This window comes from Sporosarcina sp. FSL W8-0480 (assembly GCF_037963765.1).
Lineage (GTDB): Bacteria > Bacillota > Bacilli > Bacillales_A > Planococcaceae > Sporosarcina.
This window is the reverse complement of the sequence record NZ_CP150166.1, coordinates 1,134,524-1,150,008: the sequence shown is the minus strand read 5'-3', so window position 1 is coordinate 1,150,008 and position 15,485 is coordinate 1,134,524. Positions and strand designations below refer to the sequence as shown.

The 15,485-nt window shown below is 35.4% G+C and carries 16 protein-coding genes; all 16 read right to left on the bottom strand.

Annotated elements, in window-relative coordinates; translation table 11 throughout:
- Window positions 1–5: 5 nt before the first annotated feature.
- The 16 genes from NSQ43_RS05935 to NSQ43_RS05860 all read right to left on the bottom strand — a co-directional run bounded on the left by NSQ43_RS05935 (window position 6) and on the right by NSQ43_RS05860 (window position 14,911).
- Window positions 6–1,016 (bottom strand): bifunctional lysozyme/C40 family peptidase, encoded by a 1,011-nt coding sequence (locus NSQ43_RS05935; protein ID WP_339254815.1) that lies wholly within the window; start codon window positions 1,014–1,016, stop codon window positions 6–8.
- An 8-nt stretch (window positions 1,017–1,024) separates the two neighbouring features.
- Entirely contained in the window at window positions 1,025–3,205 is a 2,181-nt protein-coding gene (locus NSQ43_RS05930; RefSeq protein ID WP_339253900.1) for a YtxH domain-containing protein, read from the bottom strand.
- 4 nt (window positions 3,206–3,209) lie between these two features.
- The gene (locus tag NSQ43_RS05925; protein WP_339253898.1) at window positions 3,210–5,657 is read right to left on the bottom strand and encodes an ATP-binding protein; all 2,448 of its coding nucleotides are present in this window, start codon (window positions 5,655–5,657) and stop codon (window positions 3,210–3,212) included.
- Window positions 5,641–6,033, bottom strand: coding sequence for a conjugal transfer protein (locus tag NSQ43_RS05920; RefSeq protein ID WP_158323802.1), 393 nt, complete (start codon window positions 6,031–6,033; stop codon window positions 5,641–5,643). The genes NSQ43_RS05925 and NSQ43_RS05920 overlap by 17 nt, the downstream gene beginning before the upstream one ends.
- Before the next feature lie 66 nt (window positions 6,034–6,099).
- On the bottom strand, window positions 6,100–6,600 hold the full coding sequence (locus NSQ43_RS05915; RefSeq protein ID WP_339253897.1) for an antirestriction protein ArdA: 501 nt from the start codon (window positions 6,598–6,600) through the stop codon (window positions 6,100–6,102).
- Window positions 6,601–6,795: 195 nt separating this feature from the next.
- Entirely contained in the window at window positions 6,796–8,592 is a 1,797-nt protein-coding gene (locus NSQ43_RS05910; protein WP_339253895.1) for a DUF2326 domain-containing protein, read from the bottom strand.
- Window positions 8,589–8,825 (bottom strand): ABC-three component system middle component 8, encoded by a 237-nt coding sequence (locus NSQ43_RS05905; protein ID WP_158324473.1) that lies wholly within the window; start codon window positions 8,823–8,825, stop codon window positions 8,589–8,591. Before NSQ43_RS05905 ends, NSQ43_RS05910 begins: the two co-directional genes overlap by 4 nt.
- Window positions 8,809–9,366: an ABC-three component system protein gene (locus NSQ43_RS05900; RefSeq protein ID WP_339253891.1), complete on the bottom strand. Its 558-nt coding sequence runs from the start codon at window positions 9,364–9,366 to the stop codon at window positions 8,809–8,811. The genes NSQ43_RS05905 and NSQ43_RS05900 overlap by 17 nt, the downstream gene beginning before the upstream one ends.
- Window positions 9,356–9,550, bottom strand: a complete 195-nt coding sequence (locus tag NSQ43_RS05895) for a hypothetical protein (RefSeq protein WP_339253890.1) — start codon at window positions 9,548–9,550, stop codon at window positions 9,356–9,358. Before NSQ43_RS05895 ends, NSQ43_RS05900 begins: the two co-directional genes overlap by 11 nt.
- Before the next feature lie 119 nt (window positions 9,551–9,669).
- Window positions 9,670–9,891 (bottom strand): hypothetical protein, encoded by a 222-nt coding sequence (locus NSQ43_RS05890; RefSeq protein ID WP_050349780.1) that lies wholly within the window; start codon window positions 9,889–9,891, stop codon window positions 9,670–9,672.
- Between the two features lie 129 nt (window positions 9,892–10,020).
- The gene (gene mobT / locus NSQ43_RS05885; protein WP_339253885.1) at window positions 10,021–11,220 is read right to left on the bottom strand and encodes a MobT family relaxase; all 1,200 of its coding nucleotides are present in this window, start codon (window positions 11,218–11,220) and stop codon (window positions 10,021–10,023) included.
- Between the two features lie 210 nt (window positions 11,221–11,430).
- Window positions 11,431–12,771 (bottom strand): FtsK/SpoIIIE domain-containing protein, encoded by a 1,341-nt coding sequence (locus NSQ43_RS05880; RefSeq protein WP_339253883.1) that lies wholly within the window; start codon window positions 12,769–12,771, stop codon window positions 11,431–11,433.
- A complete protein-coding gene (locus NSQ43_RS05875; protein ID WP_158322607.1) occupies window positions 12,771–13,151 on the bottom strand; it encodes a YdcP family protein in 381 nt (126 codons plus the stop codon). Before NSQ43_RS05875 ends, NSQ43_RS05880 begins: the two co-directional genes overlap by 1 nt.
- Window positions 13,152–13,164: 13 nt before the next feature.
- Window positions 13,165–13,479 carry a YdcP family protein gene (locus tag NSQ43_RS05870; protein WP_155554847.1) on the bottom strand — a complete coding sequence of 105 codons (315 nt, stop codon included), beginning with the start codon at window positions 13,477–13,479 and terminating at the stop codon, window positions 13,165–13,167.
- A gap of 101 nt (window positions 13,480–13,580) precedes the next feature.
- Entirely contained in the window at window positions 13,581–13,781 is a 201-nt protein-coding gene (locus tag NSQ43_RS05865; RefSeq protein ID WP_339253880.1) for a hypothetical protein, read from the bottom strand.
- 68 nt (window positions 13,782–13,849) lie between these two features.
- The gene (locus tag NSQ43_RS05860; RefSeq protein WP_158322605.1) at window positions 13,850–14,911 is read right to left on the bottom strand and encodes a DNA cytosine methyltransferase; all 1,062 of its coding nucleotides are present in this window, start codon (window positions 14,909–14,911) and stop codon (window positions 13,850–13,852) included.
- Window positions 14,912–15,485: the final 574 nt, after the last annotated feature.

Genomic DNA, 15,485 nt, shown 5'->3' with positions numbered 1-15,485 from the left:
CCTTTCTATTTTTTTATCCGTCCAGCTCCAATTAGGTGCTTTTGCCAGTAAGAAGACGTCAAATCCGCATAACCAATCGGATCGCCTGCGTTATACATTTGGTTGTTTCCAATGTAGATACCAACATGCGTGACATAGGTTCCTGCGTTATAAGTGGAATGAAAAAATACTAAATCACCCGGTTTTGCTTGAGAAAGTGGAATATGCTGGGTTACGTCATATTGTTGCTGTGCTGTTCTAGGTAAGTTGATACCGGCCTTCCGATAACTCCATTGTGTCAGTCCACTACAATCAAAAGAGGTCTTTGGATTGTCACCCCCAAAGACATAAGGGAACCCTTCATACTTTAGGGCTTCATTCATAACAACTTGAACCATTTCATCATCAAATTGGACAGAAATGAAATATTGACTCACTAAATCGACATAAAACATATTTCCATAAAGATAACGCCAGCCCCCGTTTTTCTTTACGGCTATCGGATTGGAGTAAGTGACTTTACTTCCCCCTGACCGTTCCTTCGCAAAGCTTTCAGCTAGTTCAAAAGAGTAAGAGTTCCCTCGTTTTGCGACATAATCAATAAAAGCACCACCATAGTTGTAAGCCTGAATGACTGTACTGCCATCAACACCACTTCGTTCCGCGGAACGTAATAAATCCGCAAAATATTTTGTTCCTTGTTGAATAGATGCTTCGGTATCCAATGTATTAGGTGGTAATCCCAACGATTCACTTGATTGCATCACATCTTTTAACTTGCCACCGCTTTCCACTTCAATAATGGCAAGTAGTGTCGAAACATACTCAAGAATGCCATATTCTTTCGCATATTTTTCTACCATAGCTTGATGCTTTAATACGTCCGCAGAAACCGATATACCGCCTATTTCACTAATGAAGTCACCACCATCTGATGAATGTTCTTCATTCGATATAAAAATAGCTACAAATGCTAATAGCCCAAACAACGCAATAAATCCTAATCCCCAAGTGATTAACGTGATTTTTAATCTCATCATCTTCATCAGCGTTTCCCCCTACTTGTTTGCACGAACCGTTTCTTAATCTGCTTTTGTCTTGTTCGTTTAAGGGGTTTAGAAGGGCGTTTGGTGATTTTTCGATTATTTTTTAATCGGGAACGTTCTTCTTGAACAGGTAGGTTTCCTTTTTTAACAGGCTGTTTAGAATGATCGGTTTCAATCAGATGCTCTTTTCTGTGTGGACTGGATAACCGTTGTTGTAATTTGGTTGGCTTCCTATGTTCGACTATTGTGACAGGTTTAGTCTTTTGCTTTTCTTGAACAGGTGGTTTCTTTAATCTATCCTGATGTAACGATTCATTGCCTTTTTGTGTGACCGGCCGTTTAGGACTGACAAATTCCCGAGAAGGAGTACGTTTTTTATCCAAAGCTTGTCGCCTATCTGCAATTGTTTGACGATGTTTTGCTTTACGTTCTGCATGTGTTTTTTGTCTCTTTTCTTTTGCTTGTTTTATCCCTTCTTTAAAATCGCGGGAAGGTTTTGTAAGTTGTTCTTTTCCTTTCATGACCGCATATTGAGCAGTAGTAGGTAAATCATGTAGCTGATCTTTACGATACTTAAAATTTGCACGTAACTGCTTTTTCGCACCAAGCACTTTTCCTGTGACTTGACCTACTTTTTGGCTCAAAGAGGTTGGTTTTGTATTTGCATTTGAGCGTTCTTTGTTATTTTTTGTAGTCGATGTTAGCCGTTGCAATGGACGTAGTGAAGAGGACGAACCTTTTGCTTGTTTTGATTTCCCGACCATTGCTCCGACCGTTGCTCCAGCTGTTGCCCCCGCAAGAGTACGTCCAATTTTTCGTTGTAATCGGCGACTGCCCCGATTAAACATTCGGTAAGGACGACGCATGACTTGACGTCCAACTTGTTGCAAGTCATTGCTTTGCAGTTTGAACATGCTCATAATGTCACCAAGCTTCATGTAAATGCCCGCAAATGTCACAATCTGTAAGAAGGCAATCAAGAAAAATGGATAACTCGTTGTTAAACTGTAAAGCATGGAAGAAATACTGAAAGCAACAGTAATGATTAATGTAATCCCAGCACGAAGCATAATCACATTAAACAATTTCATAATCGCCTGTTTTCCCATGTTTTCAAAGGTAGGTATCATGGACAATAAAAAACTGATAGGTAGAAACATGGCATAGATAATAAACAGAATTTGTGAGAAAATCATAATTCCCGATAAAAGAAACACAAAAATGGAAATTCCGATATTAAATAGAAACAAAAAGAAGACCATTCCTAAACGTGTAGTGGTCTTCGTAATCGTTAAATTTTTATTGTCGTGATCTTCAATTTCTGTTTTGACGGCATCTTCCCGATCTTTTCCGTTATTGGCATCTGGACTAGTGGAAACTAAGGCTTCGACACGTTCTTCGCCAATCGTCTCTTTATCTGAATCACCAAATTGTAATAATAACCATGGTTGTTCCACTTGAATAGAAAAAAGGTTATTCCGTATCATATCCACACTATCTTTCCCTTGACTTGTCGAGTTCGGCATCAAAATTTTGGTTCCTAAGTCCAAACTTGCTTGACTAATATCTGCTGAAAAATCATTGATTTTACTGATATATGTTGGAGCGTAGGCAATAAAGGAGGCAGACAAAATAAACACAACTAAAAAATTGAGAATCGCTCGAATGGCTTTTGTCGTTTCCCGTTTCATTAATCCTGTATAGGCCACGTAAATCCCGATTACTAAAATAAAGATAAGCAGGAAGCCCACATAAAACCCCGAACTGCTAAAACCACTGGCGGTGATTCCAGCTAATGTTTGCATATTCTTCCCGATGGCATCCGCTGTTTGTGAAATGAAATCCAATGAATAGGCTTGTTGGATTAAGTAGCCTGTCGCATTTGATAAATATAGGCTAATAATCCAGATAAAATTGGTGATTGTATATAGGCCATACATCACTTGTTTTCCGATGCCATCATTCCAGTTCCACGGGAGCCAATCCCAACCCGTATCCACGTAAAAATCGAGTTGGTAATGGTCAAGGGCATATTTAGAATACAAATTGTCTTCCGATACCGTATCATCCACTAAACCAGCAGCTTGTGCAAATGTTCCAAGTAAAAGAAGACAAAGAAAAACGGCGGCACCAATGAGTACCACCGTTAGGACGATCTTCTTTATTTTTTGTTTGTTCATTTTGTCACCTCGTTTCCTTTACAGGTGGTCGCGTATCGAAAGCATGGAATAAATCTTCAAAGACAGGGTGAACTTGAATAATTCCGACACGCCCATATAAATCCTGCATCAAACATTGTCCATTCTCCAGTTCCCGTAGGCGCCTTTGATTTCCCTCATCTTCTTTATCCACTCCAAAGAATTCAAGTGTCTTTTTAATTTCATTGATATCTCTGGATCGAAAAGCAAACTTCACACCGATATTATTCTTCAATTTTTCATCGGTTAAATCATCCGCATTCTGAGTGACAAAGTACACGCCAGCATTCATGGCACGTCCTGCACGAACCAATTTATTGGAAAGTGTTTTCCCTTGAGCGACTTGTAGGAAGCTCCAAGCTTCGTCCAAATCAACAATTTTAAAAATGCTACGGTCAGAATGAATGAAGTCTAATGCAAAAGTAGAAATGACAATCAGCATGGCAACACTAAGCAGTTCCATCGTTGTATATTCTTCAAAACTCGTTTCTGCATCTGGTAACACTAAATCTGCCACTTGAATAATGTTTAACTGCTTTTCCAAACTAATCGAGTTTTTCACCGTTCCATCTGAAAACAGAAGGTGAGCAAAATCATAATCGGTAAAACTTTCAATATGATCTGCAATCGGTCCAGCTAATGGATTCGGATCACTTCTAAGTTCCTGGATAACAAGAAGCAACCCACGTTCCGCTTGTTGACTGACCGCACGAATTGCGCGTCGTAATACAGGAAATTTTTCACCATCACGACTAGAGATACCCGTGAGGAAAGTGAGAATATCAATCGCAAGGCTTTCTGAATCCTTTTTCTTTTTCATGATGACAAAAGGATCAAGTAGTCCTTTGTTGGAATCCTCACTTGTTAAATTTACAATATTTATTTCATGAGCAATTTCAGGTAACGTTTCTTTCCAGTTTCCCCGTTCTGCCTTTGGATCAACAATGAGTGCTTGTCCACCAAAGAGTACGGCATAATAGACTAATAGATTATTGGAAAAAGATTTCCCACCACCAAGTGAACCTAAGAATGCAGAAGCTAACGCATTGGTGACCGAACCTTTGACCCCTTGACTGGCTAAGCTCGGGTTAAGATATACATTTCTTCCAGTGTCCAAGTTATAGCCAAAATAAATCCCTTCTGTTTCACCAAGCATTTGCGTAGCCCCAAATCCAAGTCCTGCAAGAAAATCAGACGTGACATATTGAATATAATCATTCATATAACGCTTACTGGAAGGAATAAATTCACTGTGTAAACCGATCATATCTCCAAATGGACGAACAAGTTTTACGTTTAAATCATCATAAAAATCTTTTACTTCATTACACCGCTGTTTAAGTTCTTCCAAATTAGAAGCAGAAACTCGAATAACATAGCTTAACTTATACATCGATTCTTTCGTTTGGTCGAGCACATCTTCTAATTCATTCACTTGTTCTAATGCGTCGATGACATTACTTCCTGTTTCGTTATCGGATTCCCAGGCATGGTTATCTAAATCCTTTAACTCCTTTTTCTTATTCCGCACCGTAGACAAGGCTTTTTTGTTGGTGACTATTTCTACGTTCATGGACGTATCAATCGGAAAAGTGAATTGTTGTTGTTGATAATAAAAAATTTCATCCGAAGGAAACTCCAAATCACCTACAATCGAATTAATCGTAAAATAAGCAACGTACGTTGTCTGTTCTTCCTGTACGATTTTTAAATAACGTTGGTTTTCCTCAATCAAACAACGAGTCGGTTTGACCAAGTCATAACGCTTTACTAACGTTTCCTTTTTCAACTTCTTTAGAGGGAGAGGATAATCATATTCCTCATAAGCAATGTCTGATTGTCCATGAAGATGTTCAATTAGGTAGCCAAAATCATTTTTATTTAAAGGGCGGATCTTAAAACGTCTAGCTATTTTGTTTTGTAATAAAGATTCCATTTTAGAGAAACGTCTCATTTCATCATGAGGCATGGAAACAAAATCTCCCATCAGGTGATGGTTTACGTCACGGACAAATGAAGAAAGTGAATTTTTAATGTTTTTCCCCATTGATTTCATACTGACTTCTTCTTCATTCAAGAGCAGTTTAAAACCGATAAAGAAACGGTAATCGACTTGATGTTCCCCAATCATCGACACAAGCGCTTCTGTTTGGTCGTCAATCCGTTCATAAGCAACTTCTTGTAATCGTCCTGACACTAACTCTTTACTTCGTTCTTGGACAGACCGAATACTACTCGCGGTACTAATCTGTAGAGCATGAATTTTACCATCTTGATTTTGTGCAATCAATTGGCGAAAATGATCATGCACTTGGATTTTTTCATCTGGCGATAAAAAAGAATAATTATAGGGAAGTAATTCATAATAGGCAAAACATTCTCCATCATGATTAAAGACAAGATTGTTTTCCATATATTTAATCGGATAACGCATGGACTTCACTCCTTACAGCTGTAATACTTTCATTCACTTTCATCTGTTGTAATTTGATTGGCTTCCCTGCGTAAGTCCTTTTAGGACGAATAAAGTAAGTGATAACCGATTTCAGAAAACTATATGGCTTTTTGCCATCAAACGTTTTTTGACTCATAAACCATGTTAAACCAACAGGAATTCCCACATATTTTAATAACGCTCCATTAATTAATGAGAGTGGGGGAAGATTCCCAAGTAACATGACGAGTAGTAAAGAGAGTACAAACCAAGCCATTTGATTAAAGGTGACAGGAAATGGCAATCGAAAATCATTAATCGCATAAATGACTTTTTCAACCGACCAAATACGTGTATAACTTTTTAATTTTTTCATACGTTCTCCTTTCAAAAAGAAAACAGCCTGCATGTACACAGACTGTTTCACAATTTTTATATTTACTTATCCAACATATTCAAATACACCATGTGACGTAACGAGAAAGTTTCCGTTTAATTCTAAATCTCTCCCAAGTGCTTGATAGTCAATATAGTTCTGTAAATTAGTAGGGACTTCCCCAAGCATGCCTGTTTCTTCCACATAATGCCGAGCCACATCTTCCATATCTTCACAATCTGTATAACAGATAATATCATCTTGATTTTCTAGCAATTCTTCTAAACTATCAAACCAATAATTTTTAATTTCGGATAGCTCATGATAAATTGGCGATCCTTCCAATTCTTCTACCATCGCACATAACCGATTGATTTCAGAAATTGGGGTGTATTCACCAATTTCAAATGGTAATTCGTAATCATGTATGGCATATTCTTCATATTCACCATTTAAACCAATGCGTTCTTTGACTTCTTCCATATCAATTGGTGGTGTAAACCACGCTCCAACTAATTCGCCTTCATTGTACTTACCGAGATTTGCGATATATACTTGCATGTCCATTAGATTTCACATCCTTTTTGTTAAAAATGGGCATAAAAAAACAGCTAACTTTTTTATAGTTAGCTGCCATTTTATTTTATAATTTTTAATACTTATCAATACTTTACTTACATATAGAATAGAATAAATTAGCGTACTCTACCCCAATTAGTTTCAATGATATTAACTAAATTACCTTGGGATAACTATATTTATCTAAAATTTCATACTAAACAATCTTCCTAAATTATTCTCATCATCATTAAGTTCTAGCACAATTTCATTGTTGTTAAAATCATAAAGATTATTATTCGAATCTCGTGGAATATCGTCACTTAGGGTAGTAAGTATATATTGGATATCAAACTCTTCACAGATTTCCCGTACTTTATCTAAGTATTTGATTTTCCTTGTATCAGACATTGATTCATAAGCTCCATCATGATAAACAAATTTAAAAAAATTTCTTTTAGAATATGTTATTAGTACTGATAAATCAAAGCAAACACACAACATTTTTTTATAAGAATACCCATCAGATTGTGAATTTACATGTGTTTCATTAATATTAACAAAATCGGCGAAAAAGTCAGGATTACTATTAGTATTCATTTTGTAATATAAAATAGCCGATTCACCCAAAATATCTTTTGACAATGACCTAAAGTGGCTTTTAATTTCATTATACTGTTCATTTGGATTTTCTAGATGTTCTTCTAAGTTTTGGATATTTTCTCCAAGTTTTGTCTCCATTTGTTTTATTTTTTTATTTATTGACTTTATTACATCAACATCATCTAATTTATTTAGCAAATGACTAATTTCATTCTCTACTTCTATCAATTGATTTTGATATATTTTAAATTTTTCCATTGTGTCTGTGCTTCTAATATATGAGAGTTTATTAACTCTCTCATTGTTCAATTTTTTTAAATCTTCTCTAATTAAGTTTAACTGTTCGGATTTCTTCAATAGCATTTTTTCTTGATATTTATTTCTTTCTAAAATTATATCTTTGTTAAATTGTACTAGCTCACTATATGATTTTTTTATTTGGTCTCCAAAGAGAATTTTCGCCTCATTAAAAATACCTTCAACTTTTTCTAAATCAAAATCCAACTTATGTTTAAGCGTATCTTCTATTTTTTCAACTTCATATGCCAACCTATATTCTAGATTATTTAATTCACTAATTTTTGTTTCTATCTTCTTGACTATTAATCTTGTTTCATCTCTTTCTTTGTCATAAAAATCAAATTTATCAATTTCCTTTTCTAGTTTTTTCTTGTCTTCTGATTTTGCTTCAATCAGTGAGTTTACCACATCCACTTCATAGTCATTGACACTTAGCTCGTTTTTCATTTCTTCCAAATATTTTTTAGTTAAATCGATTTGATTCTCAATTGCTAACTTGTCTTTTAAAAAATCGCCATCAAAACCTAGTAAATCTAATAATGCAGGTTTCCAATCAATCATTTTTCCTTGAAATTTACTAAGTTTAAAAACTTTATCATAATCATATTGGGTTCTTAAAAAATAGCCCAAATATTTACGATAATTATATTCTTCATAATTGAAAAAAGAAAAGAAGTCATTTAAAATAAATTTCGGGTTTTTCTTTCTATCTTTCGATGTTAAAGGCAGATCAATATAATCCCACATCATCTCATTTTTATAATCTTGAAACGGTTCCTCATGGAATTTCAGTGAAATTTTAGTATTATTTTTAACACCTCGCTTTACTGTAACGTAACTATTACTATCTTTCTTTAATTCTATAAAAAAAGTAAAATCTTTAAGGAGACTATAATTCTTTTTAAAAAGATCATTATTCCTTAATTCCTTTAGCAACATAAAATCAATAACAGAAATTAATGTAGACTTACCTAAGTTATGTGTGTCCGAATCTTTTTTAGATTTATCTTTTGTTATGCCTAAAATCACATTTAAGTGTTTATTAAATTTTATTGATTTAAATTTATTATTATCAGAATAAATTTGATTAATTTTCATTGAATCCACTCCAGCAAATCTTCACTCATTCTGTAGTCTAATTTCCCTAATGCATGAAGCAATATCAACGAGGGGATAAATAGTTCATTTACATCTACATCAAACTCTCGTTCCATACTCTTATATAAATACTCAAATTCTACTGACTCTTTATTTGAAAATTCCTTTATTATTTCACTGCTCATTTTTAGCACGCTTTTTTCAAGATCCATATACTTATGTGTTAATAACATTACCAATTTCCCCTCCTTTACCAATATCGCATTTCCAATACATATAATGTAGCATAACCCAAATTAATCTCCGATCGGCTTTTAATTCAGATATGTTATTATTAAATATATGATCATATAAATCATTAAAAACCAACTCAAATTCATCGTATTTCTTCCTGAATATAGTGATTTTTTGATTTAAATCGTCTATTGTATTTTCATACATACTCAAATAGTCTGCATTAATTGGCGATTTTAAAAAATCATCTATTTGCTGAAAGTAACATATACTATTTTCTAAAATCGTGTCCTCGAAATATTCTTTAGTAAGTCCATTCAATTCGTTTTTTTGTTCTGCTGCTATTCTTTTAAAATTGTAATTTCTACCTATTTCTCTACGTGCAACTTTAGCAAACTCTTTTATTACTTCTTTGATTTCTTCATCAAAAAATCTTATAGGACTTGTATCTACATTAATAAATGTTCTATAATCATTGTAGTCACGTCCCGCTGTTGTGTTACCAATTCCATCAATATCCATCTTATTTTTATTTATCATTGTAATCACGACCAACTGTTGTATTACCAATTCCGTCGACTTTCATCTTATTACGATTAGTATCTGTACTCTTATTTGTGAGTCTATTTACTTTCTTTAGTGAAAATGTACTAAAGCATATAGAGAATACTCCAAGAAGTAAGGAAATAATTGATGCCCAACCAGTGATTAAATTAAAATCCACCTAATACCCCCCTAAATTATATCTATATTAACTTAATATTATAATATAAATTATGTTATTTAGCACTATTCATCTTAGGGTTAAGCGAATAACTTAAAACGATTAATTATATTTAGACATCAAGCTCCTATAATCCTATTAAACAAATTTAGTAAAACATCCTTTACACCACTCGCATTAAATACTAATCCTACTGCAACTAAAGCAACAATCAAAAATCCAATCAATTTAGAGAACTCTCGTTTAAAGCCTAAATAAATACCAATTACCACGATTGCCATTAATACTAGGGATTGTGCATTACTTAAAAACCAGTTATATAAATTTTGTCCAAAGTTCATCTTTCATTTCTCCTTCCATCTTCTAATATTTTGTCACTTGACGCATACATTCGATAAACCATAAAATAATTCCACCTATGATGGTAATAAAAATATATTTTACGAATTTCATGGAAATCCTCCAATCTATCATTTAATGACATCTTCTGTTTTAAGCGCCTGTTGCATCAATAATTGTTGATGACGTTTGCTTAATTTCGCTTGATCCAACATATCTTTAATTACCGTTGTTTGATTGATTTCATCCAATTTTGTAGCCAGTTTCCAAGTAGGAGCGACTTGTCGAGCCAACCATCTAAGTGTTTTATCGAATGTGTAAGGTTCAGGTTTTGTTGTTAAATAAATTTTTCTATTTTCACCTAAATCTAAAAAACGCTGCCACTCTGCATTCATTGGCCAACTACTTCTTCGTTTCTTCTCGTCTTTATCAACAAATCGAATATACCGATTAATGATGGAAAAGGATGTTCGTCCCGCATCTTCATACGTCATTAAATCAACAACTGCATGATATGCACGATCATTTTTCAATCGAATTTCAAAACGATTTTTAATATCTGTATCTTCAAGTGATGCTCCGTGTTTCACGTATTGTTCATAATCCTTTTCGTACACACAAAAATACACATCACTTTTTAAAGAGCCAATATATAACGTGTTTCCCATATCTCGTTTTTCTTCTCCATGAACCAATTCACCAGAACGATAACTTTTAAAGCTACGAAACACAGAAATACATTCTTCATTTCTACATTTGTTCGTAAGAAATGGAATATCCAATATGCCTGTTTTATCATTGATCGCAAGGTCAACCCGTTTAAAGACACCATTTACCCGAAACACATCCATGAAAAAGTCAAACCATGTACGTTGCTGGGCTAATAAAAAGTTTTCAAATTGACGGCAACCTTTCCCTTTCAGTTCAAGTAAACATCCTTTATCTTCATCGGGCGAAACCATGACAACAATGTCGCCAAAAACATATTGTTCCAAGTAAGAATAAAACGCATAATCTTCATGGATCATGTACTCCATTTTCAACCGTAAAATTTCTTCAATAACTGGCTTCGGGTTCGTTGTTAAAAAACGAATTCGAACATAATCAAATAAAATTTCCAAAGGTGCTTCTGGATTAAATTGTTCTAAAATATCGAACATCGCGTGTTGTAATGTTTGGGTCGGTGTGATTTTTCCAGTTTCAATCTCACTAATATACTGTCTTGAAATTCCTACATGTACCGCTAATTTGTTTTGCGATACACCGTATGCCAATCGTTTTTCTTTTAATTGTTGATACCAAGGTACTTCATTCATGTGCATTCCTCCCAACAGAAAAAGATGTCAACTAAGGGCTAAAAGCTGACATCTTCGTAATATGCCCTAAACCCTTGATGCAAAAGGGCCTTTAGACTTTTGATACAGTTTCTTATTGTTTTTCTACCCCCCTGTTAGAAACGGGGGGTAAAGCGTGGCTGTCGCCACGCAGGCTTAGCCCAGCACGGCGGCTTTCGCGTTGCACGCCACCGCACTGGGCTGCCTTTATGACACTAATTTTTCAATTTCTTTTAGAAAATCATGACCTTTTGGGACAAGCGGTGTGTAAAATTCAGAAATCACATTATCTCCTTTATCGACATACCCGCGTCCTTTGATTTGTTTTAGGAAAAATTGTTTTTGGACATCCGATCCGAACATCATGCCATATCCTAGTTCGGACATTCTTCCTAACGCAACACGAAAATTAAACTGATCACGAATCCCATCCCCTAAATATTTTGCATCTGGACGCTGACAAGCAAGAATAAGAAAGAAGCCTGCTTGACGTCCCAACATGACAATTTGTTTTAGTTTCGTTAATACAGTCGTACTCTCTTTAGAAGCAAGCATTTCCATAAATGCAACGTATTCGTCAAAAACTAAAAAATGAGGAGCTAAGCCCAAATAAGCATAGTTTTCTCCTGTTTTATAATCTTCCATCTGTTTCATTTTTTCACTTCGAGCCATCATCGCTTCATAAAATTGGTCAATACATACCATCATGTCTTCCTTTTTATAATAGACATCGGGCATGACAGTATTTAGATCGGCTAAATCTGCATTTTTCGGATCTAAAATATACAACTTTGCATCTGTTTTTAATAACGCTTCAATCAGCGTGAGAATAAAATATGTCTTTCCACCGCCTGTTCCACCAGCAATTAACATATGGGGAAGCTTATCATACTCCCAATCCATTGACTTCATAAGCTTTAAGCGTCCATTTTGTGCAACAACTTCATCAATCGAAATACGGTTCGCAATCATATCATGGAAAAGGGTATACTCCACATAGGAATCATGTAACTCTTTTGATACCAATTCACAATACAGCCCACTTTCTAATTTAGTCTCTAAATTTAAAAGGGGTTCTTGATATTTACCAAGCGTTATTTCCACTTGAATATACAATAATCCTTTTTCATACCGATAATACATCTTTGGAAAATGGCTGATTTTTTCCTTCGTTTTATTGGATGGAATATCCTTAAAAAAGCCCTCTTGTGCAATTTGTTTTGTTTCATACCATCCGTTCTCCAAAATCATTTTTGCGAGCTTTTGACGGTGAATGATTTGTTTTATTTTGTCGTACCGATAGCGATAATAGAGATATGCACATCCGGCAGTTAAGGCAAGACTAATTAACAATGTCACCAATCCATAGGTGCTGATAAAGTGTGCTTGAAAGTCATCCAATTGCCATGTGGTCGAGAGTAAAAAGGACAGATGAAAAGGGATAAAGGAAACGAGCCATACACCTACCAGCCCAAAGAATATAAATTGAAAAACGAGGGAAGCATCTTTTTCCTTAATGCGTTCCCCTCGCCTTCGGAAGGTTTTCATTATTTATCCTTTGTTGGTGTAGCTTTTGAAGTGTTACTACCCGTTGTTCCTGTCTTTCCCCTTAAAACCAAATCATCCGCCTTAATATACCAATCGACATCAGCGCCACGAAAAGTCGCATTTGCGACGGTATCTGCGACAGGATTAATCAGTTCGACTTCCGCATTATAATCAAATTCTTTCAAAGGCACAGAAGCAGGAATACTAACTTGAATCATGCGACCTTGTTCACGAGACTTTAAATCATACGTGCGTTCTTTCACTTCATTTGATACCGTGCCATCCTCATTTTGAAGAAACACTTCACGACGTAATGCTGAAAATTTTAGTAAACCAAACGTTTTTTCCTTATCAATGACAATACCTTGTGCTAATCTCATCTATTTTTCCTCCTTATGCTTTGACCATGTCATCTGCATGTAAGATATATTTTGTAAATCCGCGATCACCAATTTTATAACCTTCTGCGGTAATTCTTGCATTCACTAATTTTACTTTTTCCTCATGTTCAAAAAACTTTTCTCCAGCTTCTTGGGGAAGAATCACTTCAATATCATCTGCCCGTTGAATATCGGAATACAGATTATAACTCCTAGAAAGAGTGGTCATACGTCCATTAATCCGTCGCTGTTCGACTTTACCTTCTCCTGCATATTCTAAATTTCCAAACGTCTTTTCCATATTTGGAATCACATATTTTAATTCCATGATATAGCCCTCTTTTCTTGTTTTAATTTTTGATTATCTATTCAAATGGAAAACAAGAGCAGAAGGGAGGTGAACGAGTAAAATACATTTTCATGAATGAATCACTCCTCTGCTTCTTGTAGTCGATAATCCACACGCCCATAAATGACACACCAAAACACAATCATCGCTTCTTCATTTTTATCACGAATCAATTTCCCACAAGGAAAGAATGGAAAATCTTCTATTTCAATTTCATTTATTACAAAATGGTCCTCAATCCATTCCATCACCTTTGTTTCATTCTCTTCCAAAGAAACCACACTCCTTCATGGATGAAGCAATAAAAAAAGCATGACAGACAGAATTTGTCACACGTTAGTTTGTTTATCTATAAAAATTCCGCAATACCAGCCATAATATATGTTGCACATGGTACAGCTATCGCATTTCCAAGGGCTTTGTATCTTGCATAATCACTAATTGCTTCATCTTTGTGTCCTAAAGCTGTCCAACCCTCTGGTAATCCCATCAAACGTTCACATTCTAATGGGGTAAGCTGACGAATAAATCCTTCTTTTTCTTCTCCTTCATACCAAAATGAAAAATAATTTACAGAGCCTGCGAGCAAAGTGGGAAAAGGGTCATGTGTTTGTCCAAAACTTCCATGGAATCCTGTTTTGTTTTTGTCTTTCGCGGCACTTCGCATGCGTCTTTCTTGAAAGGGACGGACGATGGGTAATTTCCCCCTTGTTTTAGGAGCAGATATTCGACTGGTGCTGGTGGAGGACAGCCTGTCTTTTCCGCAAGACGTAGGAAACGATTGCAAATCGCGGGCTTTAAATAATATTTCTCTGGCACGGTTTCCTCCAAAATCTGCCACGAGGAAGATACGTCTTCTTCTTTGAGGGAGCGTGGGCTTTCCCCAATATCGGGCATCCAAGAGTCGCCAACACACTTCAACATCCTCCCCTCGGACCATTCCTGCATTTGCCCATTCTCTAGAAGCAGGAATTGGAATTTCGGTTTTTGTGAACGACTCCAACACGGCTTTAAAATCCAGCCGGTTATTTGTTGAAAAAGCTCCCATGACGTTTTCCCAAACAGCGATAACTGGATATGTTCCATTCGTTGCACACCTCATTTCTTCAATAATTCGGATTGCATGATAAAATAAACTCGATTGACTTCCTGTAAGACCTTCTCGTTTACCAATATTGGATAAGTTCTGACAAGGTGAACCAAATGTAATGATATGAACAGGTGGTATTTCTCCACCATTTACCTTTGTAATATCTCCTAAATGATGTATGTTAGGAAAATGTCGCTTCGTAATAGATATAGGTGCTTTTTCAATTTCGCTTGCCCATATTGGTTGAATCTCGTAACGAGAAGCAGCTAATGGAAATACACCGATACCATCAAATAAACTTCCTAACGTTGGTTCCGTCATATTTCACCTTCCATTCTCCGTTTTTAGGCGTAAAAAAAAGACGTTCATTTTATTTGAACGCCTTACAATATTTTTATTCTATTGTGTTCCCACACCCCAGATCAATTACCACCGAAACAGTAATATGGTTTTTCAGTACTTTATTCCTCGTTTTTTCACCTTCTCCTACAAACACGAAATGCTTGTGAAAGTGTTTAAAACTAAGGATTTCTATATAGTTTCTGTCCATTTAAAATAAACTCACCACATCTTTCCCCCACGCAAACCCGCATTCCACCGTTGACGTTTAAAATAAAGTCACGCTATCTTTCCCTCATTTTCACACATTTTTGATCACGTTTTGACCGTTTTTCTACCCTTTTTTCACGCTTTTTGTTCACGTTTTTTTCGATTTAAAAAGAAGTTGAGTAGAAATAAGGATACCAGGAACCGAGTAATGACAAGGGTTTCAGGGATTTTTGATACAGGACTTTATTTTAAACACGAAATAAAAGATGTTGCGACTTTTTTATAAAGTACAGGACTTTATTTTGGGGTTACATAGTAGTGAAAAGGGGTAAGGGGCAACAATACA

Excerpts from the sequence above, each read along its gene's own strand:
- NSQ43_RS05930 (WP_339253900.1), bottom strand. The coding sequence starts at position 3,205 with ATGAACAAACAAAAAATAAAGAAGATCGTCCTAACGGTGGTACTCATT.
- NSQ43_RS05910 (WP_339253895.1), bottom strand. The coding sequence starts at position 8,592 with ATGAAAATTAATCAAATTTATTCTGATAATAATAAATTTAAATCAATA.
- NSQ43_RS05860 (WP_158322605.1), bottom strand. The coding sequence starts at position 14,911 with ATGACGGAACCAACGTTAGGAAGTTTATTTGATGGTATCGGTGTATTT.
- NSQ43_RS05890 (WP_050349780.1), bottom strand. The coding sequence starts at position 9,891 with ATGAACTTTGGACAAAATTTATATAACTGGTTTTTAAGTAATGCACAA.
- NSQ43_RS05870 (WP_155554847.1), bottom strand. The coding sequence starts at position 13,479 with ATGGAATTAAAATATGTGATTCCAAATATGGAAAAGACGTTTGGAAAT.
- NSQ43_RS05875 (WP_158322607.1), bottom strand. The coding sequence starts at position 13,151 with ATGAGATTAGCACAAGGTATTGTCATTGATAAGGAAAAAACGTTTGGT.
- NSQ43_RS05905 (WP_158324473.1), bottom strand. The coding sequence starts at position 8,825 with ATGTTATTAACACATAAGTATATGGATCTTGAAAAAAGCGTGCTAAAA.
- NSQ43_RS05935 (WP_339254815.1), bottom strand. The coding sequence starts at position 1,016 with ATGAGATTAAAAATCACGTTAATCACTTGGGGATTAGGATTTATTGCG.
- NSQ43_RS05925 (WP_339253898.1), bottom strand. The coding sequence starts at position 5,657 with ATGCGTTATCCGATTAAATATATGGAAAACAATCTTGTCTTTAATCAT.
- NSQ43_RS05880 (WP_339253883.1), bottom strand. The coding sequence starts at position 12,771 with ATGAAAACCTTCCGAAGGCGAGGGGAACGCATTAAGGAAAAAGATGCT.
- NSQ43_RS05920 (WP_158323802.1), bottom strand. The coding sequence starts at position 6,033 with ATGAAAAAATTAAAAAGTTATACACGTATTTGGTCGGTTGAAAAAGTC.
- NSQ43_RS05915 (WP_339253897.1), bottom strand. The coding sequence starts at position 6,600 with ATGGACATGCAAGTATATATCGCAAATCTCGGTAAGTACAATGAAGGC.
- NSQ43_RS05900 (WP_339253891.1), bottom strand. The coding sequence starts at position 9,366 with ATGATAAATAAAAATAAGATGGATATTGATGGAATTGGTAACACAACA.